Annotated in this window: 22 protein-coding genes and 1 pseudogene; 8 read left to right on the plus strand and 15 right to left on the minus strand. The window is 45.2% G+C overall.

What is annotated here, in order from left to right; all coding sequences use genetic code 11:
- The 7 genes from CIK04_RS33280 to CIK04_RS12780 all read right to left on the minus strand — a co-directional run.
- The coding region (locus tag CIK04_RS33280; protein WP_325205713.1) for a hypothetical protein at nt 1–189 on the minus strand (189 nt) is incomplete at its 3' end.
- Between the two features lie 853 nt (nt 190–1,042).
- Complete coding sequence (locus CIK04_RS12735) at nt 1,043–1,180, minus strand: DUF3265 domain-containing protein (protein ID WP_128824565.1); 138 nt, start codon at nt 1,178–1,180, stop codon at nt 1,043–1,045.
- Between the two features lie 403 nt (nt 1,181–1,583).
- Nucleotides 1,584–1,706 (minus strand): DUF3265 domain-containing protein, encoded by a 123-nt coding sequence (locus CIK04_RS12745; RefSeq protein WP_080584369.1) that lies wholly within the window; start codon nt 1,704–1,706, stop codon nt 1,584–1,586.
- A gap of 342 nt (nt 1,707–2,048) precedes the next feature.
- Entirely contained in the window at nt 2,049–2,177 is a 129-nt protein-coding gene (locus CIK04_RS12755; protein ID WP_080722320.1) for a DUF3265 domain-containing protein, read from the minus strand.
- A 15-nt stretch (nt 2,178–2,192) separates the two neighbouring features.
- Nucleotides 2,193–2,636, minus strand: coding sequence for a hypothetical protein (locus tag CIK04_RS12760; protein ID WP_228747201.1), 444 nt, complete (start codon nt 2,634–2,636; stop codon nt 2,193–2,195).
- Between the two features lie 172 nt (nt 2,637–2,808).
- Nucleotides 2,809–3,219, minus strand: a complete 411-nt coding sequence (locus CIK04_RS12770; protein ID WP_100692763.1) for a lysozyme inhibitor LprI family protein — start codon at nt 3,217–3,219, stop codon at nt 2,809–2,811.
- Between the two features lie 136 nt (nt 3,220–3,355).
- Nucleotides 3,356–3,673: a heavy metal-binding domain-containing protein gene (locus CIK04_RS12780; RefSeq protein WP_000640723.1), complete on the minus strand. Its 318-nt coding sequence runs from the start codon at nt 3,671–3,673 to the stop codon at nt 3,356–3,358.
- Nucleotides 3,674–4,380: 707 nt separating this feature from the next.
- Here CIK04_RS12780 and CIK04_RS12795 point away from each other — a divergent pair.
- On the plus strand, nt 4,381–5,343 hold the full coding sequence (locus CIK04_RS12795; protein ID WP_017421054.1) for an integron integrase: 963 nt from the start codon (nt 4,381–4,383) through the stop codon (nt 5,341–5,343).
- Nucleotides 5,344–5,400: 57 nt separating this feature from the next.
- Here the strand turns inward: CIK04_RS12795 and rplT are convergent, their stop codons facing one another.
- From rplT to thrS, 4 genes are all read right to left on the minus strand, one after another.
- Nucleotides 5,401–5,754, minus strand: a complete 354-nt coding sequence (gene rplT, locus CIK04_RS12800) for a 50S ribosomal protein L20 (RefSeq protein WP_004727974.1) — start codon at nt 5,752–5,754, stop codon at nt 5,401–5,403.
- Nucleotides 5,755–5,795: 41 nt separating this feature from the next.
- Complete coding sequence (gene rpmI, locus CIK04_RS12805) at nt 5,796–5,990, minus strand: 50S ribosomal protein L35 (protein WP_011080265.1); 195 nt, start codon at nt 5,988–5,990, stop codon at nt 5,796–5,798.
- Between the two features lie 103 nt (nt 5,991–6,093).
- Nucleotides 6,094–6,645 carry a translation initiation factor IF-3 gene (infC, locus tag CIK04_RS12810; RefSeq protein ID WP_080526514.1) on the minus strand — a complete coding sequence of 184 codons (552 nt, stop codon included), beginning with the start codon at nt 6,643–6,645 and terminating at the stop codon, nt 6,094–6,096.
- A gap of 3 nt (nt 6,646–6,648) precedes the next feature.
- Nucleotides 6,649–8,577 (minus strand): threonine--tRNA ligase, encoded by a 1,929-nt coding sequence (gene thrS / locus CIK04_RS12815; protein ID WP_097353584.1) that lies wholly within the window; start codon nt 8,575–8,577, stop codon nt 6,649–6,651.
- 335 nt (nt 8,578–8,912) lie between these two features.
- Between thrS and CIK04_RS12820 the strand changes: the two genes are divergently transcribed.
- Nucleotides 8,913–9,896 (plus strand): DUF3187 family protein, encoded by a 984-nt coding sequence (locus CIK04_RS12820; RefSeq protein ID WP_046030941.1) that lies wholly within the window; start codon nt 8,913–8,915, stop codon nt 9,894–9,896.
- A 17-nt stretch (nt 9,897–9,913) separates the two neighbouring features.
- On the opposite strand, the gene CIK04_RS12825 is transcribed toward CIK04_RS12820, so the two are convergent.
- Nucleotides 9,914–10,657, minus strand: coding sequence for a sporulation protein (locus CIK04_RS12825; protein ID WP_039451683.1), 744 nt, complete (start codon nt 10,655–10,657; stop codon nt 9,914–9,916).
- Between the two features lie 193 nt (nt 10,658–10,850).
- On the opposite strand from CIK04_RS12825, the gene hutC reads away from it, so the two are divergent.
- From hutC to CIK04_RS12855, 6 genes are all read left to right on the plus strand, one after another.
- The gene (hutC, locus tag CIK04_RS12830; protein ID WP_017790359.1) at nt 10,851–11,558 is read left to right on the plus strand and encodes a histidine utilization repressor; all 708 of its coding nucleotides are present in this window, start codon (nt 10,851–10,853) and stop codon (nt 11,556–11,558) included.
- 120 nt (nt 11,559–11,678) lie between these two features.
- Nucleotides 11,679–12,899 (plus strand): imidazolonepropionase, encoded by a 1,221-nt coding sequence (hutI, locus tag CIK04_RS12835; RefSeq protein WP_097353585.1) that lies wholly within the window; start codon nt 11,679–11,681, stop codon nt 12,897–12,899.
- A complete protein-coding gene (hutG, locus tag CIK04_RS12840; protein ID WP_038969528.1) occupies nt 12,892–13,902 on the plus strand; it encodes a formimidoylglutamase in 1,011 nt (336 codons plus the stop codon). The genes hutI and hutG overlap by 8 nt, the downstream gene beginning before the upstream one ends.
- A gap of 62 nt (nt 13,903–13,964) precedes the next feature.
- Nucleotides 13,965–15,662 carry a urocanate hydratase gene (gene hutU / locus CIK04_RS12845; RefSeq protein WP_097353586.1) on the plus strand — a complete coding sequence of 566 codons (1,698 nt, stop codon included), beginning with the start codon at nt 13,965–13,967 and terminating at the stop codon, nt 15,660–15,662.
- 5 nt (nt 15,663–15,667) lie between these two features.
- On the plus strand, nt 15,668–17,209 hold the full coding sequence (gene hutH / locus CIK04_RS12850) for a histidine ammonia-lyase (RefSeq protein ID WP_170937714.1): 1,542 nt from the start codon (nt 15,668–15,670) through the stop codon (nt 17,207–17,209).
- 190 nt (nt 17,210–17,399) lie between these two features.
- Nucleotides 17,400–18,125, plus strand: a complete 726-nt coding sequence (locus CIK04_RS12855; RefSeq protein WP_017421064.1) for a DUF3581 domain-containing protein — start codon at nt 17,400–17,402, stop codon at nt 18,123–18,125.
- A 120-nt stretch (nt 18,126–18,245) separates the two neighbouring features.
- Here the strand turns inward: CIK04_RS12855 and CIK04_RS12860 are convergent, their stop codons facing one another.
- The 3 genes and pseudogenes from CIK04_RS12860 to CIK04_RS12870 form a co-directional block, all read right to left on the minus strand.
- Nucleotides 18,246–19,877 carry a trypsin-like serine protease gene (locus CIK04_RS12860; protein WP_097353587.1) on the minus strand — a complete coding sequence of 544 codons (1,632 nt, stop codon included), beginning with the start codon at nt 19,875–19,877 and terminating at the stop codon, nt 18,246–18,248.
- 174 nt (nt 19,878–20,051) lie between these two features.
- A complete protein-coding gene (locus CIK04_RS12865; RefSeq protein ID WP_097353588.1) occupies nt 20,052–20,513 on the minus strand; it encodes an isoprenylcysteine carboxylmethyltransferase family protein in 462 nt (153 codons plus the stop codon).
- A 109-nt stretch (nt 20,514–20,622) separates the two neighbouring features.
- Nucleotides 20,623–20,826: pseudogene (locus CIK04_RS12870) on the minus strand (group II intron reverse transcriptase/maturase); the annotation flags it as partial.

The following is a 20,826-nucleotide window of genomic DNA, read 5'->3' on the forward strand; positions in this document are numbered from 1 at the left end:
TGCTTTAGCAAGTTCAACATTTGTGGCACCAGTAAGGGCCCCTTCAATTTGAAGTAAAAGTTCTTCCGCTTTAGTTCTATTGGTTTTTAGACTTGACTCATAGTCTTTTGCTAAAGTTCTTAGCTTTGACTCTAACCCATCATTTTGATGACCATATAACAACTCGGAAGATTGGTTGAAGGATTTCATCAACGCATAGCATTCATCGTACACACCCTTGATATCAGTGTGTATAGATTCAATGCTTGGGACTAGACCATCATGAGTAATTTGTTATTAGTCTCATATTTTTCTCTGTGTTCTCAACTGCGCGCTTAATTTCTTCTAGTTTTTTGTTTGCTTCTTCTCTGGCGTTTAATACCTCAGATTGAATTGATATACCATCATCATCGTCCTCTAAAAGAAGCACTCTCATTTCTTCAATTTGATCACGCTTCTCTTTAATTTCAGCAATTAGCGGTCATCAATTCGTCTTTGATTTGATTACGTAGACGAGTAAATGAACTTTTTTGACCACTACTTAAATTTTCCATTACTACATACTTTCCTAAAATTGCTTATAACGCTGCGTTAAGGGGTGAATGCCGCATAAACCAAGCTTCCGCAGACCACTTTCACCACCAAAACTCGCTGCAAAACAAAAACGCCACGCGGCATGAATCCCGCTTAAACGCCTTGTTATGTTTAAGGCTCAAAGGGTTAAGTTTGCGATACCAATAGCTTACTCGACTTACCTTTGCAAACCAAAACCAGACGCTAAAAAGCTGAATTAAATCATAATTTTGATTGTGCCGACTTTGAGTTTTAACGTGAGAAATCGAAAAGATGGGGCTCTAACTTTGAAATCAAAATCACTTCACTCACCTCGCCTACACTCTGGAATTCAATGAGGCAACTCTCTGAATTTTTAGCGCCCACGAATTGGAGTCCAGAAAACAGCGACCGCTAAACTCAACTTGCCGACAAGACCAAAATTAGAAAGCTGAGAAAGCAAAGAAAAGATGCAACCAACTGATTTTACGTGACTAAACATAACGCCCAATTAAGGTGTGAAGCACGCAATGCCCAAGCTTCCGCATGGTACTTCAACACAAAAACCACCGCATACCAAAAATGCCACGCGTGCTGAATCACGCTTGAATTGTTTGTTAGTACTCTGCCCTTGAAGCTCTTGAAACACACCAAGATGTTGAAATATAGCACGAAAACAATGGCATAAAACACCAAAGCCAAATGGACAACGACTAAACTAGAACTCAACCACAAAACGCAAGTTGGCTAGAAGAAAAACGTGCAAAACTGCCCCATTTTCAATGATTTAAAATTAGAAAAGGATTCGGTCACCGAACTTGAACAACCACACCAAAGAACCGAGTTGAAGTTAAAAAAACCAACCAGAGAAAAGAAACCGCGCCAGCGAAATTGCTAAAAAGTTAGAAGCCGTAAACGTTAAAATTAAAGCAGAAAAACAACACATCTAGTAGCCACCGGAAAGAACGTGAAAGGTACGCCCATACAAGTGAAAAACTGAGCATCGAAACCAATAAACACCGACAATTTTGACCGTTGATGCTAATCCAGTACTAACGCTGCGTTAAGGGGTGAATGCCGCATAAACCAAGCTTCTGCAGACCACTTTCACCACCAAAACTCACTGCAAACCAAAAATGCCACGCGGCATGAATCCCGCTTAAACGCCTTGTTATGCTTAAGCTTCAATGGCTTACGTTTTACTAAAAACAAGATTAACTCGACTTCGATTCACAAACAAAAGCCAAAAACCAAAAAACTGAAATGACTCATGATTTTGAAAATCAGACTTTGAACTTTGGCAGCTAAAACGAAAAAACCTAAGATCAAATTTCTGATTGAGCCAACCGTCCTAACCTCGCGATTGCCCGAAAATTGATTGAGGCAACACTCAGAATTTTCAGCGCCAAAGAATTGATGTCCGAAAAACAGCGCTCAAAACAGCCAACTTGCCGACAAACACCGAACTGAAAAGCCGAGGGAACAAAGAAAAACCATAAACCACTGATTTTACGTGATTAAGCATAACGCCGCGTTAAGGGGTGAATGCCGCCTAAACCAACCTTCCGCAGACCACTTTCACCACCAAAACCAACCGCATACCAAAAATGCCACGCGGCATGAATCCCGCTTAAACGCCTTGTTATGAGAATGAGCTTACGTTAGAACTCTACTAACCCCATTCTCTCTGCCGTTGCTAGACCATTGAAAGGCCCTTCAATGGAACTCGCGAGATTCTCTAGAGCATCTCTGTCCAAGTGCTTGATGCGTTCATCGCTTGGTGGCTCAAAATAAATAAAGCCACTCAGAACTTCGTTTAATGTCGTAATTTCTACATCATCTAAAACAGATTTGAGTTTTTCGGCTTCAACTTGAGCGCACTCGAACTCTTTCAGATTGTAAATGTATATAAAAACTTCTTTTTTATCACCAAGACTCAAACTATCAAACCAGACAGATTTGGGGAAACTTAAGACCGTTTGCTTTCCTAGTTCATCGCATTGTTGCCACTTGTCATTCCAACTTTTTAAGTAGCTAAACTTATCAACATGTGTAGAACAGCCATTTAGAAGTAAAAATAACAAACATGCTATAGACTTTTTCATCATATCCCTATGAGTTAAAAGTGAAATCTCATAACGCCCTGTTAAGGGGTGAGCAGCGCAATACCGAAGCCGCCGTATACCATCTTAATCACTAAAGCCAACGCATAGTAAAAATGCCACGCGTTGCGAATCCCTCTTGAACAGTTTGTTATGTGCGTGGTTGAAACCTACTCTACACTTGGCTCCGGTAAACTGGTGGTGTACTGTCCATATAAGTTAAAAAGTTTTCCCATAACTCGTGCGTTCTTTGCTTTGTTAACTTAGTTTTGTACGATATCGCCATAATTCCACGAATAGTTCCATCACGCCATTGCGTATAAACCGAATCACAGTGAGAGGACATATATGCTTGCCAATCCTGTTCAGCAAGCTTAATTGCTGCGATCAGTTTCGGGTCATGAGAGTTGTGCTCAAAGCTAGTGTTTAGATATTTGTCTAATTTAACTTGTGCTGACTCTAATTCAATAGCGGCACATTGGTTTATCTCGATTGTGGTCATCGCATTATTACAGTCAATGGACTCTTCTTCAGCAAGAGCACCAAATGAAAGGCTCGCTAATATGATGATTAGACACTTATTCATCATTTTCTCCGAAAGCACATAACGCCCAATTAAGGTGTGAGGCACGCAATACCAATGCTTCCGCATACCACCTTAATCACTAAAGCCAATGCATAGCAAAAATGCCACGCGTGCCGAATCACTCTTAAATTGCTTGTTATGTTCGGAGTTTAACTGCCGTACCAAACACTAGAATTTCTGATGCACCATCAGTAACTGAGCTAGTTGTAAAACGAATTCCCACTATTGCATCGGCATTTAACTTTACTGCATCTTCGATTAATCGTTCTACCGCTATGTTTCTGGCTTCCATCAACATCTCGGTATAACCTTTAAGCTCGCCACCCACAATACCTTTTAAGCCAGCCATGATATCGCGACCTATATGTTTAGACTGGACCACATTCCCATTAACAATACCCAGAACTGCTTCTATTTCCTTGCCAGGAATAGTTTCCGTTGTCGTGTAAATCATAATTTCTCCCTAGAACATAACGCTGCGTTAAGGGGTGAATGCCGCCTAAAACAAGCTTCTGCAGACCACTTTCACCACCATAACTCACTGCAAACCAAAAATGCCACGCGGCATGAATCCCACTTAAACGCCTTGTTATGTTTAAGCCTCAAAGGGTTGAGTTTGCGATACCAAGAGCTTAACTCGACTTACCTTTGCAAACCAAAACCAGACGCTAAAAAGCTGAATTAAATCATAATTTTGAATGTTCTGACTTTGAGTTTTAACGTGGAAAACCGAAAAGCCGGGCTTTAACTTTGAAATCAAAATCACTTCACTCACCTCGCCTATACTCTGCATTTCAATGAGGCAACTCTCTGAATTTTTAGCGCCCACGAATTGGAGTCCAGAAAACAGCGACCACTGAAGTTAACCTGCCGACAAGACCAAAATTAGAAAGCCGAGAATGCAAAGAAAAGATGCAACCAACTGATTTTACGTGATTAAACATAACGCTCTCTATACATCTTCTTGTAGGTATAATCGCCCACGCTACCGCATCCTCGAAGATGAAGATAATTCGCATGCTATCACATAACCATATGAAACAAATATCAATTTTGGATGGAAATACATGTTAACGATCCCAATTAAGTATCAATGTGTAGCCTAATTTTTTTATCCTGCTAAAAATGAATAACTGTATATAAGAACAGGCACTCATCAGGATGAAAAATCAGTTTCTCTTAAGTGTTCAAGATCATATGAGAACACGTCATTATGCGAGTAAAACCATACAAGCGTATATAAGCTGGATTAAGCAATACATTATTTTCCACAAAATGGCTCATCCTTCGACTCTGAATGAGACACACGTTGAAGAGTTTTTAAGTTATCTCGCATTGGAACAAAAAGTGGCAGCAAAAACCCAGGCGCTAGCTTTGAATTCGATAATGTTTTTATATCGAGAATACTTTAGAACCCCATTAAGTAACGAGATAAAATTTCAAAAATCACTTCTAGATAGGAAGCTGCCAGTAGTCCTGACTAAGTCAGAACTCCGTTCCTTAATTCAGCACATTGACCCACGTTACAAACTGCACATCATGCTACTTTACGGATCAGGTTTGCGTGTCATGGAATGTGTACGGCTCAGGGTTCAAGACATAGATTACCACTATGGGGCACTGCGGATATGGCAAGGAAAAGGAGGTAAGAACCGGACAGTAACATTGGCAAAAGAGCTTTTCCCCATGCTTAAACAACAAGAAGAGTTAGCACTTCGCTACTATCAGAAGGACATCAACACGCCTGGCTATTCTGGTGTTTGGCTGACACATTCACTACAAAGGAAATATCGCGGTGCTGAAATGGATTTTAACTGGCACTATCTTTTCCCTTCAGAAAAGTTATCCATTGATCCCGAGTCAAACCTATTGCGCAGGCACCATATAAACGAACAGTCCTTGCAAAGAGCGGTTAAAAGAGCGGCTAAGGATGCGGGTATAGAAAAGACTGTCACGTGTCATACCCTTCGGCATAGCTTCGCTACCCACTTATTAGAATCAGGGGCTGACATAAGAACAGTACAAGAGCAATTAGGCCATTCTGACGTCAAAACGACACAGATATACACACACGTACTAGAGAGAGGTGCTGGCGGCGTGCTAAGCCCATTATCGAACCTTTAACTTTGAGGCATAAAAAAGGAGAGCCGAAGCTCTCCTTTCTCTTAACCTAAACTCTAATTAAAGAGCTGCTTTCGCTTTTTCAACTAGAACTGCAAATGCAGCTTTGTCGAATACAGCGATGTCCGCAAGGATCTTACGATCGATCTCGATAGATGCTTTCTTAAGACCGTTGATGAAACGGCTGTAAGATAGACCATTTTGACGAGATGCCGCGTTGATACGTGCAATCCACAGTTGACGGAATTGACGTTTCTTAGCGCGACGGTCACGGTAAGCGTATTGACCAGCTTTAGTAACTGCTTGGAAAGCTACGCGGTAAACACGTGAACGTGCACCGTAGTAACCTTTAGCTTGTTTTAAAACTTTCTTATGACGTGCACGAGCTTGTACACCACGTTTTACGCGAGGCATTATGTCTCTCCTAAACTAAACGATTATGAAACTAAAAAGAATTAAGCGTATGGAAGCATACGAGCAACTGCTGCTACTTCACATCTTGGAAGTAGAGAGTTTGGACGTAGCTGACGCTTGTTCTTAGTAGTACGCTTAGTCAAGATGTGACGTTTAGTAGCGTGCTTGTACTTAATACCACCAGCAGTTTTCTTGAAACGCTTAGCAGCACCTTTGTTGTTTTTCATCTTAGGCATGATGAATAACTCCGCATTGTAGTAGTTTAATAACAACGTAATTAGGGCGAATAAAACCCAGCCGCCTCTCAACGGCTGGGTTTGATTACTTGTAAGCCGTTAATTACTTCTTTTTAGGGGCAAGCACCATGATCATCTGACGACCTTCAATCTTCGTTGGGAAAGATTCAACAATGGCATGTTCCACTGTATCCACTTTCAAACGTTCAAGAACGTCTACACCGATGTCTTGGTGAGCCATCTCTCGGCCACGGAAGCGAATTGTTACCTTCACTTTGTTGCCTTCTTCAAGGAAACGGATCAGGTTGCGTAGTTTTACCTGATAGTCTCCGATATCAGTTCCAGGTCGGAATTTTAGTTCCTTGATCTGAATCTGTTTTTGCTTTTTCTTCTGCTCTTTCGTAGCTTTGCTCTTCTCGAAGAGGAACTTGCCATAGTCCATCACACGACAGACTGGTGGCTCGGCGTTAGGGCTGATCTCTACGAGATCCATACCAGCTTCTTCTGCTGCAGCAAGTGCTTCTTGGATCGAAACGACACCTACAGATTCACCGTCAGCGCCTGTTAAACGAACTTCACGAACGCCACGAATTTCACCGTTTAAACGGTGCTGGTTTTGTTTGACCGGAACTTGGCCACGTCTTCCGCCTTTAATAGTTTATTCCTCCAGATTGAGCTTACGGCTAGCGATTTGATCTTGGATGTAAGAAACAAAGTCATCCACTTTAAATTTACCCAAATCGTTACCTTTACGTGTACGTACTGCAATTTCGCCGGCTTCCATCTCTTGGTCACCGCAAACCAACATAAACGGCACACGTTTCAAAGTATGTTCGCGGATTTTAAAGCCAATCTTCTCATTTCTCAAGTCCGCTTTTGCTCTAATTCCACATTTTTGTAGTTTCTGGGCGATTTCCTGAACATAATCAGCCTGTTTGTCAGTGATGTTCATGATAACAGCCTGCTCAGGTGCCAACCAAGTTGGGAAGAAACCAGCATATTCTTCGATTAGAATACCGATGAAACGCTCAAGAGAGCCCAAAATTGCACGGTGAATCATCACTGGCACTAAACGCTCATTGTTTTCACCCACATAAGTCGCACCTAAGCGATTTGGTAGGTTGAAGTCGAGCTGAACGGTACCACACTGCCACGCACGACCTAGGCAGTCGAATAGTGTAAATTCAATCTTAGGACCGTAGAATGCGCCCTCGCCTTCTTGGATCTCGTATGCGATATCCATAGATTCTAGGGCCTGCTTTAGCGCTTCCTCAGATTGATCCCAAATTTCATCGCTACCGACACGCTGTTCAGGACGCGTAGACAGTTTCACCGCGATGTTATCAAAACCAAATGTTTGGTACGTGTCGTAAACCATCTTGATACAGTTGGTCACTTCATCTTGGATTTGGCTTTCTGTACAGAAGATGTGTGCATCATCCTGAGTAAAGCCGCGCACACGCATGATACCGTGTAGCGCGCCCGATGGCTCGTTACGGTGACAAGAGCCAAACTCTGCCATACGTAGCGGTAGATCGCGGTACGATTTTAGACCTTGGTTAAAGATCTGCACGTGACCAGGACAGTTCATTGGCTTGATAGCGTATTCACGGTTCTCTGAAGAAGTAGTAAACATCGCATCTGCGTATTTATCCCAGTGGCCAGAGCGTTCCCAAAGTACACGGTCCATCATTAATGGGCCTTTTACTTCTTGATAGCCATATTCTGTGAGCTTCTCACGAATAAACACTTCAAGATCACGGAATACAGACCAACCATTGTGATGCCAGAACACCATGCCCGGTGCTTCTTGCTGCATATGGAACAAATCGAGCTGTTTACCGATCTTGCGATGGTCACGTTTTGCTGCTTCTTCTAGACGAGTTAGATGATCTTTCAGCGCTTTCTTATCGTGGAAAGCCGTACCGTAGATACGTTGAAGCATCTTGTTGTCGCTATTACCACGCCAGTACGCGCCAGCCACGTTCAACAAAGTAAAGTGCTGACAGAAGCTCATGTTAGGCACGTGTGGGCCACGACACATGTCGATGTATTCTTCATGATGGTAAAGACCTGGGCGATCGTCACGTGATACGTTTTCATCCAAGATTTCCATCTTGTATGTTTCACCACGAGCTTCAAACGCGTCACGCGCTTCCTGCCAGCTTACTTTTTTCTTGATAACCTGATATTTGGTTTTCGCCAGAGCTTTCATGCGCGCTTCAATCTTTTCTAGATCTTCTTGCGTCAATGACTCTTCCAAATCGATATCGTAGTAGAAACCATTGTCAATGGTAGGGCCGATAGCCATTTGGGCATTTGGATAGAGTTGCTTTAGTGCGTGACCAAGTAGGTGAGCACAAGAGTGGCGAACAATTTCTAGACCATCAACTTCATCTTTCGTAGTGATGATCTCTAAACTTGCATCTTCTTCGATGAGATCGCATGCATCAACACGTTGGCCATTCACACGACCAGCAATGGTTGCTTTCGCAAGACCAGGGCCGATAGATAGCGCGACATCCATCGTTGATACTGGGTTATCAAATTGACGTTGACTGCCGTCAGGAAGAGTAATAATAGGCATTTTGATTCCTTTACAGTGGTGTTGCACACCAAGCAACACGTGTTCAGTAATTACGCTTTGAAAATCAATATATTAATAATCAAACATAAATAAATTTAGATTCTGCTACAGGCTTTAGTACAAATACGGATGCACCTGCGCCTGAAGCGCAACATTGTAAACGATTAGACCTAAATCACAATGATTAAAAAATTTTTCTTGTCACCAACTACACGATTTGTAAGCAGAATTGTTTTTTCTTCCCAAGTAGGAAGCCGACTTGCCTCTTGCACAACTCAATTCGCGCAGTAATCTAACAAAAAGCAATGAGATTATTTCAGTAAGATCATATAGATATGGATAAGACTATTCTTTCTTTATCATTGAGCGGAGCTATATTACTTACCATTAGCGGTGATATCTACGCCGATGACTTATATGGACCAACGCGGAGTTACGCACAATCGCCGATGCAGTCAAACGCGTTAAGCAATGTTTTGAGAAACGCACGTTCATTGCCTGATGACTCGATAGAAGCTTACACCTCTCTCACTGCAGCAAGCGTTTGGGCGGAAACCAATGATTACATGTTGGATTACTATCACAATCAATTGGAAGTCGGCGCGAGATGGCAAGTTAACGAACAGTGGCAATGGGAGCTGAACTATCGCTGGACGTTTGCTGCGGACAACCATTTAGATAACCTTACGATTGCGTTCCATGATTTTTTTGGTATCGGGCAGAATGGCAGAGACACGGTCGATAAACACCGTTTTTATGTCTCCATGCCAGAATACGGTGTTCATGAAGAAGGATTTGAAGGGGAAACGCTCAGCAGTGCCATATCCACTTATGTGCAATATCAACTCTATCAAGATCAACACCACGCCTTATCTGTGGGAGGGAGCCTCTATTACAACGATGTAAACAGTGGGCCTTTCGAAGGCAGTAGTTTTGAACAAGGTTTACAACTCAATTACGGTTACCAAAAGGAGCAACACGCAATTTATGCAATGTTTGGTATGACTCATCGCAACAAAGAAGTCTCAATTGCAGATATCCCCTACCGTAAAGACACGCTCGCTTTTGCGACCGGATACCGTTATGCCTTTACTCGTCAGCATCACATTCTCGCGGAATACCATATCTATCAGGGAGCGACTGAAGGGCCTGATGATTTTTCAGACCCGTCAAATGAGTTTGTGCTGGGCTATCGTTATGTGATGGACAGTTCAGCGCTCGAAGTTTTGATGATAGAAAACGCCAGAAATATGGACAACAGTACCGATATCGCGTTTACATTTGGATATCGCTATCTCTTCAAATCGCGCGCTGATTAAGTACATATCACGAAAGGTTAGGCACTTAATACTGGCGCGATGGCTTGCGCGACTTGCGAGTCCGTTGCGTTTAATGGCAGAGAGAATGAACGGTACTGATCCCCAGCTAAACTGAGCGAACGATCAATTTCCGCTAAGCAATGCACCACACCCCCCTCTAGAATAAAAGATAACTCAATCTCTTTGCTGCCTAGGAAACCATTGCTACGAAATTCGAGCTCTTGATAACAACCAGAGCGCGACGCAAAATTTTGCCCGCGAAGAAAACCTTTCTCGACATCCGCTTTCACCATGTTAAAACCAGCGCTAGTGATTGCGGCAATCACTTTTTGTACCACTGGCAAAGGTTTAACATCAATAAAGTCTCGGTCTCGCGGGTCTATTGCAAACTCAATGTCTAATGACGTTTCCAGCCAAACATGGCATTGGTTTTTCAATGCGTTCACTGCGGTGACTGGCGTTTCATCGTGAAGTTTTAACTCAAAAGCCACGCTTTTTTGCTCGCCCGCTTGAATGATAAATGGCTCTACGGCTTGAATTTTGTCGATGGTGAAGGTTTGATAGCTCACGCCATTCTCTGATTCAACTTTGACCTCCGTGTTGAGCTTGACTGTAATTGCGTCGATTTTCTGCTCAACATCACCGCCTTGAATATGCACCTGACCTTTTAGAGTTTGCCCTTGCTGCACGCTCATTTCATCAAGAATTGTATCGACCTTCGCCGCCCCAATACCCAAAGACGCTTTTAACTTCTTAAACATACCTTTCCTTTCTATCTTTGTACTATTTCAGTCGTTTTTGTTATCAGATTCTGTTTACACAACCCTACTTAAACCTGCAAGAAAATTAACTCACCTCGCTCGTAACAATGTGTTTCACCACAAAATGTGGTGATTAAGTTGCATTTTCAACGTTAATTACGCACTATTTGTATAGTCAATTAGAGGGAAGATTATGCCATCACCGCTGTATATTCAGATCAAACAGTTTATTGAAAGAAAAATCGACAGTGGCGAGTGGCACATCGGCTTTAAGATCGCGACTGAACTAGAGCTGACCGAGCAATTTGGCGTTAGCCGCATGACCGTCAACAAAGCCATTCGCGATTTGGTCAATGAGGGGAAATTGCAAAGGCGACCCCGTTTAGGCACGTTTGTCTGTGATAAACCAGAAAAGGCGGAATCTCCACTGCTCGATGTGCGTAACATTGCTGAAGAAGTGGTCAATCGCGGCAAGACGCATCACAGCAAAGTCATTCAACAGCTGGTCCTCAAAGCGGATGATACGATTGCAACCAAACTCGGTGTAATGCTGGGCACCAAAGTGTTTTACAGCGAAATTATTCACTATGAGGATAAGGAGCCTATCCAGCTCGAGTTGCGCTGGGTTAATAGCCTCTATGCACCCCGCTATTTGCAACAAGATTTCACCCAAATGACCCCCAATCAGTATCTTTCTGAGAACTGCCCTTTGAGTGCGATGGAACATACGGTTGAAGCCATCATGCCCGATACCCGTATTCGCCAAGAGCTCAACATGAAAGTCAATGAACCTTGTCTGCTGCTTAATCGTCGTACTTGGAGTGAAGACAAACTCGTCAGCACAGCGCTGTTGTATCATCCGGGTAATCGCTACAAGCTGAGCTCTAAGATTTTGTTGTAATTTAGAGTATCACACTTCGATTTGATCACATTTCAGCAACATTCACCTTGTCACAACGGTTATTTTCTCCTATTTATTTGTATATACATTTAATCAATACAAATCATTGGAACCTTAATCATGGATCTGTTGCTGACCAACGCACGCCTTGTCACTTTGCAATCAGGGGAAATGGGTTATCAACCCAGCACGCCGATGTCGATTGGCATTAAGGCGGGGAAGATCCATTATCTCGGCAATGACACGGCACTGGCTGCTACTAAGCAAATGGATCTAAAAGGTAAGCTGGTGACTCCCGGTCTTATCGACTGCCACACACATCTTGTTTACGCGGGTAATCGGTCCAACGAATTTGAAATGCGATTGCAGGGAGTTCCCTATCAAGAAATCGCTCGCCAAGGCGGGGGCATTCTTTCTACCGTTTACGCGACACGTCAAGCCAGCGAAGCGCAGTTACTCGAACAAACGCTACCGCGTCTTGATGGCTTGCTTGCCAGTGGCGTCACGTCGGTTGAAGTCAAATCGGGCTATGGATTAACACTGGTTGATGAAATCAAAATGCTGCGAGTGGCAAAGTCCTTATCACAGCATCGATTGGTGAAGGTCACACCAACACTGTTAGCCGCTCATGCCCTCCCCCCTGAATTTGCTGGCCGTGCGAACGACTACATCGAGTTTATTTGCCAAGAGATCATCCCACTGGTGGCAGAAGAACAGTTAGCCACCAGCGTCGATGTATTTTGCGAGTCAATTGGGTTTGATTTGGCACAAACAGAAAGAGTCTATGCCTGTGCTGTCGAGCACGGCCTGCGCGTTAAAGGGCACACTGAGCAACTCTCCAATTTGGGCGGAACCGCTTTAACTGCTCGTTATCAGGGGCTTTCTGCTGACCATATTGAATTTCTTGATCGAGCCGGCGTCGAAGCACTTGCCCGTTCATCAACCGTCGCAACCCTATTGCCCGGCGCGTTCTATTTTCTGCGTGAAACCCAATTGCCGCCGATTGAACTGTTGCGTCAGTTTGGTGTGCCCATGGCCGTTGCCAGCGATGTTAACCCCGGCACCTCACCATTTTGCGATTTAACCTTAATGATGAACATGGCTTGCACCCTCTTTCGCTTAACGCCAGAAGAAGCTTTACGTGGCGTCACTCAGCATGCGGCGCAAGCGCTGGGCTATGCGGACAGCCGAGGGCAAATCAAAACAGGTTATGACGCGGATCTCGCCATCTGGCAAATCGAGCACCCCGCCGATCTCAGTTATCAAGTCGGAACCCAACGCCTCTTTGCAAGGGTCGTTGATGGTCAACTAGAGCAACACAAGGAGTGTTGTGATGAGTAAACATTTTTTTCTTCATAATGAATTTCATTGGCAAGGGCGTCACGATGCAGAAGATGGCGCCGCGGGTTTGCGCGTTCATCATGTGGTGCAGCCGATCGATTATACCCATATCGGCGAAAAACCTTACGGCGTCGCCTTGCTTGGCTTTGCCTGCGATGCGGGCGTGGCGCGTAATAAAGGCCGCATTGGCGCAAAGAAATCACCGGATTTGATCCGTCGAGCTTTAGCCAACTTAGCGTGGCATTCGCAACAACCGCTCTACGATTTGGGCACCGTTGTGTGCGATGACGACCTGCTGGAATCAAGCCAGCAACACTGCGCCAAAATCATTGCAGATGTCCTTCCGAGTGCTCCTGTCATTACCCTAGGTGGTGGCCATGAAGTAGCATGGGCCTCCTTTTCGGGTTTGGCACGTTATTTTGAACAGCATCATCCAGAAAAAGCCCCAAAAATTGGCATCATCAATTTCGACGCGCATTTCGACTTACGTGCCTTTTCAAGTTCACAAGCCGATGTCAAGCCAAGCTCGGGTACGCCTTTCAATCAGATACAGCACTATTGCCAGCAACAAGGCTGGGATTTCCATTACGCTTGCCTTGGTGTGAGCAAAGCAAGCAATACGCGCGCCTTGTTTGAGCGCGCCGAGCAACTTAACGTGTGGTTTGTTGAAGACAAAGATCTCGGCTCGGTTAATCACGACTATCACCTTACTCAGTTACAGCATTTTATCGACGACTGCGACTATCTCTATCTGACGATTGATTTAGACGTTTTCCCAGCGGCCACCGCGCCAGGCGTAAGCGCTCCTGCGGCAAGAGGGGTCAGTTACGACAACTTAGCGCCCTTTCTTGATCGTATCCTCGCGCACCGTGACAAATTAATGTTGGCCGATATTGCCGAATACAATCCGACTTATGACGTCGACAGCCAAACCGCGCGGCTAGCGGCCAGATTGTGTTGGGACATTGCCAACGCCATGAACGACAAAGTTGAACATCAATAAACAGAACAACAATCAGGTGAACCAACGAGTTCACCGCTACGTGAAATTAAAGGAGTCTTACAATGACACAGAGCCAAGGACAAGATCCTCGCCTAGACACCAGCCGAACCATTCGCGCCCCTCATGGCACCACGCTAAGAGCCAAGTCATGGTTGACCGAAGCGCCATTGCGCATGCTGATGAATAATTTGGATCCTGATGTGGCTGAGCATCCGCACGCTTTAGTGGTGTATGGCGGCATTGGGCGTGCTGCACGCAATTGGGCATGCTTCGACAAGATTGTTGAAGTGCTTGAGCGTCTTGAGGACGACCAAACGTTGTTGGTTCAATCAGGTAAACCTGTGGGTGTCTTCCCTACGCATAAAAATGCACCACGTGTTCTGATCGCCAACTCTAACCTGGTTCCTCATTGGGCGAATTGGGAACACTTCAACGAACTCGATAAACAAGGCTTAATGATGTACGGCCAAATGACCGCGGGCAGTTGGATCTACATCGGCTCTCAAGGCATCGTACAAGGTACTTACGAAACCTTCGTCTCTGTCGCGAAAAAACACTTCGCTGGCAATGCGAAAGGTCGTTGGGTACTCACTGGTGGACTTGGCGGCATGGGCGGTGCGCAGCCGCTTGCCGCTACGATGGCTGGCTTCTCGATGATTGCCGTTGAATGTGACGAATCACGTATCGATTATCGCCTACGTACGGGTTATGTCGATAAAAAAGCAACCACCCTTGATGAAGCGTTGGCCATCATCAAAGAATCCGACACGTCTGTCTCTGTTGGCTTACTGGGTAACGCAGCCGATGTGTTCGCAGAATTGGTTGAGCGCAACATTACGCCCGATGTCGTCACCGATCAAACCTCGGCACATGACCCATTGAATGGCTACTTACCGCAAGGCTGGAGCATGGCCTACGCAGCGGAAATGCGTCAGCAAGATGAAAGCGCTGTCGTCAAAGCCGCCAAACAGTCCATGGCGGTTCAAGTCAAAGCCATGCTTGAACTGCAAACTCGTGGAGCGGCCACGCTCGATTACGGCAACAACATTCGTCAAATGGCGCTAGAAGAAGGGGTCGAGAATGCATTTGACTTCCCAGGCTTCGTGCCAGCGTATATTCGACCTTTATTCTGTGAAGGCATCGGCCCTTTCCGCTGGGCGGCACTGTCGGGCGATCCTGAAGATATCTACAAAACAGACCAAAAAGTGAAAGAGCTGATTCCTGACAATCCTCATCTGCACAATTGGTTAGACATGGCACGCGAGCGTATTCAATTCCAAGGTTTACCCGCACGTATTTGCTGGGTGGGTCTGAAAGATCGCGAACGCCTAGGCCAGGCATTTAATGAAATGGTCAGAAATGGCGAATTAAAAGCGCCGATCGTGATTGGTCGTGATCATCTAGATTCGGGTTCCGTCGCCAGCCCAAACCGTGAAACGGAAGGCATGATGGACGGTTCAGACGCTGTTTCTGACTGGCCACTGCTCAATGCCCTACTCAATACCGCCGGTGGTGCGACTTGGGTATCACTCCATCATGGTGGTGGTGTAGGTATGGGTTTCTCGCAGCACTCTGGAATGGTGATTTGCTGTGACGGAACAGAAGATGCGTCAGCGCGTATTGCCCGAGTGCTGCATAACGATCCTGCAACGGGAGTGATGCGCCACGCCGATGCGGGTTACGACATCGCCAAACAGTGCGCAGCGCAGCAAGGTCTTGACCTGCCGATGCTGAACGAAGAATTGAGCAAGTTGAAGTAAGGAATATGGATATGTTAAATCTCACGCTAAAGCCCGGTTGTCTTAGCTTAAATCAACTGCGTCAAGTCAGTCGTTCGCCAATTAACCTATCTCTTGATGCGTCCGCGATTCCAGCTATTGAAGAGAGCACTCAAGTGGTTGAACGAGTCATCGCCGAGGATCGCACCGTTTACGGCATTAATACTGGGTTTGGTTTGTTGGCCAACACACGCATCGCCCCAGAAGATCTTGAAACACTGCAACGCAGTATCGTTCTTTCTCACGCAGCGGGTATCGGCGAATTCATGGCAGATGAAACGGTACGTTTGATGATGGTGCTCAAAATCAATAGCCTATCCCGTGGTTATTCCGGTATTCGTCTGAACGTCATTCAAATGCTGATCGATTTGGTCAACGCGCAAGTTTATCCTTGTGTACCACAGAAAGGCTCTGTTGGGGCATCGGGTGACTTGGCCCCACTGGCTCATATGAGCACAGTGTTACTGGGTGAAGGGCAAGCACGTCACAATGGCAAAATTATCTCAGGCCTAGAAGCACTCAAAATAGCCGGCCTTGAACCGATCACGCTTGCGCCAAAAGAAGGTTTGGCACTTCTGAATGGCACGCAGGCATCGACGGCTTTCGCGTTGGAAGGTTTGTTTATCGCAGAAGATCTCTTCGCATCTGCCACCGTCTGCGGCGCAATGTCAGTCGAAGCTGCACTAGGGAGTCGCCGTCCTTTTGACCCGCGTATTCACCGTGTGCGCGGACACCGTAGCCAAATGGATTCGGCGATGGCCTATCGTCATCTACTGGACACCAATAGTGAAATTGGCCAGTCACACAGCAACTGTGAAAAGGTGCAAGACCCTTATTCGTTGCGTTGCCAGCCACAAGTGATGGGCGCATGTCTGCAGCAGATCCGTAACTCAGCAGAAATCTTGTTGGTTGAGTCCAACTCAGTGTCCGACAATCCCCTCGTATTTGCTGAAGATGACGACATCATTTCTGGAGGCAACTTCCACGCAGAACCTGTTGCTATGGCGGCAGACAACCTTGCCCTTGCGATTGCAGAAATCGGCAGCCTCTCGGAGCGCCGCATGGCATTGCTGATTGATAGCGCACTCTCTAAGCTGCCACCATTTTTGGTCGATAACGGCGGAGTTAACTCTGGTTTTATGATTGCGCAAGTGACCTCTGCGGCGCTGGCAAGTGAAAACAAAACCCTTGCACATCCAGCGTCCGTGGACAGCTTACCCACGTCAGCCAACCAAGAAGATCATGTGTCCATGGCTACCTTTGCCGCCCGTCGTTTACGTGAAATGGGTGAAAACACACGTGGCATTTTAGCCGTCGAGTATCTCTCAGCGGCGCAAGGACTGGATTTCCGTGCACCGCATAAATCCTCGCCTCGCATAGAACAAGCAAAGCAGATGCTACGAGAGAAAGTCAGTTTCTACGATAAAGACCGTTACTTTGCACCGGATATTGAAAAGGCCAACTCCCTGCTGAAGCTGGCCGTACACAATGTGCTGATGCCAGAAGCGCTGCTACCGAGCGTTCTCTAATCACGGATAAGCAAACCAAGGGTAACAACAAGAGGGCATAATGTGCCCTCTTGTCTCTTATTTCCAGATGTAAACCTTTCACTTTGCACACAAATCTGTGAGCAAATATTGAACTTTTACACTGGATGGACCATTGAATCTATTCTCATAGCGTATAATCAGCCACAGTTTTGGCTATATCATACGACATATGTTTCTAACACCTTATTTTTCAAGCAATAACCATCAATTTCAGTTCACTCGCGAGCAAGCAAGTCACTTTGCGAAAAAGGTCGCGGGAGACTATAACCCAATCCATGATGAAGACAGCAAGCGCTTTTGCGTGCCTGGTGATCTTTTGTTTGCCGTACTGCTCAGCAAAGAAGGCGTCAGCCAAAAAATGCGTTTCGATTTTTCTGGCATGGTCAACGATGGTGTGGCTCTTCACATTGAAAATAAGTGTACTAAAGAGAGTGCCGTTGTGGATGCTGTAGGTAAAGAGTACCTGCACATGAGTCGCGAAGGTGATGTGAATCGCGATGCGGCTTTCATTGAGCACGTGGTGACCAACTATGTTCAATTCTCAGGCATGAACTTTCCACACATCATGGTGCCTCTAATGGAAGAGCAGCAGATGATGATCAATTGCCAGCGTCCACTGGTGATTTACGAAAGTATGGAAGTTGAATTTGAGCGTCTGGATCTTTCTCATCCAGAGGTGGCATTTACCGGCGCTACCTTTGATGTTGATGGCAAACGTGGTGTCGTCACTCTTAACTTCGCATTTAAAGAAGATGGCGAAGTGGTTGGACGTGGCATTAAACGCATGGTCGCCAGCGGCCTAAAACCTTATGACCAAGATGCCGTTGATGACTTGGTTAACCGCTTTAACGAACGTAAAGAAGCTTTTTTGCAGCAGTTTGCGCAAGCGGCATAAGTGACTTAGCCAAGTAAACAAGACTAAGAACAAAACGCAAAAGGGAGCTTACTTTAAAGCTCCCTTTCTCTTTGATATGAGATGGTCAAAACGTACACTTCAAACCATTATTACTATTTGTTAGTGTTTTCGTCTTACGAAACCCAACAGAGCAAATAACGATAACCAACCTAGGCTACCACCACTGCTTGAACCAGAACTTGAACTTTCTGCCGATGGTAAGATGAGTGATGAACTGTAGCGAATGGCATTTAAGAAACCGCGATCTGCTCCTTCACTTCCTAGCCCATCTTTCACATAAACCAGTTCAACGGCGTTCTTCTCACGTGGCAACACGAATGAAACTGTCCCTTCTTGCTCACCACTTACTGATAGCTCTAGCCGCCCATTCACAAAGACTTTCAGTTCATCAAATTCTTCTTCCGATGAGACAGACATGTCCAAGGCCACTTGTCCTTTTGCTATCCCTGAAATCGCAATACCTGAGGATTGATCCTTTTCTAAAGTACCGGACATAATCCCTTTCGCAGAAAAATCCCACTCGATACCTTGAATAAATACGGACAGTTGTTGGTTAGGAATTTGTCCCATGATCCAATCTGATATGAACGGGTCGGCCAATGGGTAAGATTGATAATGCACCGTCGATTTAACTTGGCCTATACCTTGGTTGCTATTCATTGTCACATCATAAGAAAAATCACCAGAGCCAAGAAGACTGTAGCTTGTAGTAACTTGGCACTCGGCTCCGATTGCAAGAGGCTGTTCGCAAGTATTATGAACGATTTGAGCACTTGACGTCGTGGCGAAGTTGGATAGCAACAACTCGCTTTCGGTATTATTTCGGTAAGTTAACGTCGCACTCTGAATACCTGGTGAGACGATGCCCTCATAAACATGCTGATCGTAACTCAGGCCTTTTGTTTTATTAGCAATCCAATCAGCGTAATAACTGACATTGGCATACACGCCGTACTTGCCTTTCTCTGCGCAACCATCACCCCAACTGACAATACCCAACTGTTTGTATTGGCCATTATCAATGACAACAATCGGGCCACCACTGTCACCTTGACAGGAGTCTTTACCGCCTTGCACCACACCCGCGCAGAATGCGTTTTCCGTGATTTTATCGTAGCCCAGCGCTGGTACGTTTTTGCAAACTTGCTGATCAATCAGTTCTACGTTGAGCTGTTGTAACTGAGTCGCACCACGAAAGTTATCTGTTGGGTCTTGATCTCCCCACCCCATCACGGTCAAGTTGATCCCAGCAGCCAATGATTTCCTAAAACTGGCTTCTACTAAGGGAACGGAACCGCCTCCAAACTCTTCAGTCAACTCTAAGATGGCGATGTCATTTCCCATAGCAGCGTCAACATACGCCTCATGAACATACACTTTGCGCACTGAAAGACGTTGTTCACTCGTCGCTGCAGACAGATTCTGCTGGCCGATGATCACTTCAATATCTTCACCCAAGGTTGCATCCAAACAATGCGCTGCCGTCAGGACATACCTAGAGCCAATGAAACTGGCGCCACAAAATTGGCCTTTGCCTCCGTTGTAACCCTTACTCACAAGAGCTGCCATAAATGGCCACTTTTCGGCAGGTGCCGTAGATCCCCCAATAATTCGATTAGAGCGTTCCACAGAACTTTCTGAGCTATTCAATGGCTCGAGAGCTAAAGCCTGGCTATTCGCGAAAGCCAATGTAGATATGATAGCGATAGAAAGTATTTTCCGACGATACATGATATTTCCTTACAACATGACGTTAATGATTATTGTTCTTAAAAATCAACAAATCATATATCAAACGCACTATTCATAAAGAGCAAACACCATCAAGATGGAATTCATTTCACAGATCAATATCACGCTTCTCAACATTCACAATCACTACATTAGAAACACCTTTCTTTTGTATCAAATCCAGCGTCTAACTTTTTGTTTGTAAACTAAATAACGCTCACCGAACAATCCTTCTAAGGCTCTTTCTTCGGGATAAATTTGAAAGCGGTTCATATAGGCAACAAATAAAGGGCAACCAACAAAGGCCAACATATTCTCTAACCAAATCGCATAAGCGAGTAGCAGTAGCAATAAAGCGAGGTACATGGGATTGCGGGTATAAGCAAAAATGCCATTAGATACGACCGTCGAGGCACTTTCTGGTTTGACTGGATTCACCGTCGTTTGTGCTTGACGAAACGCCAATACGCCGGCAATACCAATGACACCTGACAAGCCAAACAACACGCCAGCGAACCATACTCGACCACTAAGTAAAAATGACCATGAGATGAAAAACTCACTCGCCAAATACATAAAAAATATGAGGATAATAAATACAGCGACAGGGGGGATTTTTAACTCGAGTTTGTCCATTCTCAACTCCGGAGACCTTGACGGTCGCAGGTCTTTTTACAGCAAGTAGGGTGAGGCGTTGCCGCCTCATCCCTCTTACAGAACCGTACGTACGGGCCTCGTATACGGCTCATGCACACTTCCATTCAGCATAATTGCTGAACACGTATCCTGTCCTAACATGCTCGATATTGAACAAACCAAGATCGTTAAACCATTGATTTGGCATCGCATAACTGGCTAAGGGACTCTGTGCATTTTTCCAGCTACTCATTTGAATTGACCTGAACGGCGGCTTGTAACCAAGCTGTTTCAGCTTGCGGTGCAACCGTGA

The sequence above is a fragment of the Vibrio sp. 03_296 genome (genome assembly GCF_002265885.1).

Coding starts and splice junctions, on each gene's coding strand:
- CIK04_RS12760 (WP_228747201.1), bottom strand. CDS start 2,636: ATGAAAAAGTCTATAGCATGTTTGTTATTTTTACTTCTAAATGGCTGT.
- CIK04_RS12770 (WP_100692763.1), bottom strand. CDS start 3,219: ATGAATAAGTGTCTAATCATCATATTAGCGAGCCTTTCATTTGGTGCT.
- CIK04_RS12780 (WP_000640723.1), bottom strand. CDS start 3,673: ATGATTTACACGACAACGGAAACTATTCCTGGCAAGGAAATAGAAGCA.
- CIK04_RS12795 (WP_017421054.1), top strand. CDS start 4,381: ATGAAAAATCAGTTTCTCTTAAGTGTTCAAGATCATATGAGAACACGT.
- rplT (WP_004727974.1), bottom strand. CDS start 5,754: ATGCCTCGCGTAAAACGTGGTGTACAAGCTCGTGCACGTCATAAGAAA.
- rpmI (WP_011080265.1), bottom strand. CDS start 5,990: ATGCCTAAGATGAAAAACAACAAAGGTGCTGCTAAGCGTTTCAAGAAA.
- thrS (WP_097353584.1), bottom strand. CDS start 8,577: ATGCCTATTATTACTCTTCCTGACGGCAGTCAACGTCAATTTGATAAC.
- CIK04_RS12820 (WP_046030941.1), top strand. CDS start 8,913: ATGGATAAGACTATTCTTTCTTTATCATTGAGCGGAGCTATATTACTT.
- CIK04_RS12825 (WP_039451683.1), bottom strand. CDS start 10,657: ATGTTTAAGAAGTTAAAAGCGTCTTTGGGTATTGGGGCGGCGAAGGTC.
- hutC (WP_017790359.1), top strand. CDS start 10,851: ATGCCATCACCGCTGTATATTCAGATCAAACAGTTTATTGAAAGAAAA.
- hutI (WP_097353585.1), top strand. CDS start 11,679: ATGGATCTGTTGCTGACCAACGCACGCCTTGTCACTTTGCAATCAGGG.
- hutG (WP_038969528.1), top strand. CDS start 12,892: ATGAGTAAACATTTTTTTCTTCATAATGAATTTCATTGGCAAGGGCGT.
- hutU (WP_097353586.1), top strand. CDS start 13,965: ATGACACAGAGCCAAGGACAAGATCCTCGCCTAGACACCAGCCGAACC.
- hutH (WP_170937714.1), top strand. CDS start 15,668: ATGGATATGTTAAATCTCACGCTAAAGCCCGGTTGTCTTAGCTTAAAT.
- CIK04_RS12855 (WP_017421064.1), top strand. CDS start 17,400: ATGTTTCTAACACCTTATTTTTCAAGCAATAACCATCAATTTCAGTTC.
- CIK04_RS12860 (WP_097353587.1), bottom strand. CDS start 19,877: ATGTATCGTCGGAAAATACTTTCTATCGCTATCATATCTACATTGGCT.
- CIK04_RS12865 (WP_097353588.1), bottom strand. CDS start 20,513: ATGGACAAACTCGAGTTAAAAATCCCCCCTGTCGCTGTATTTATTATC.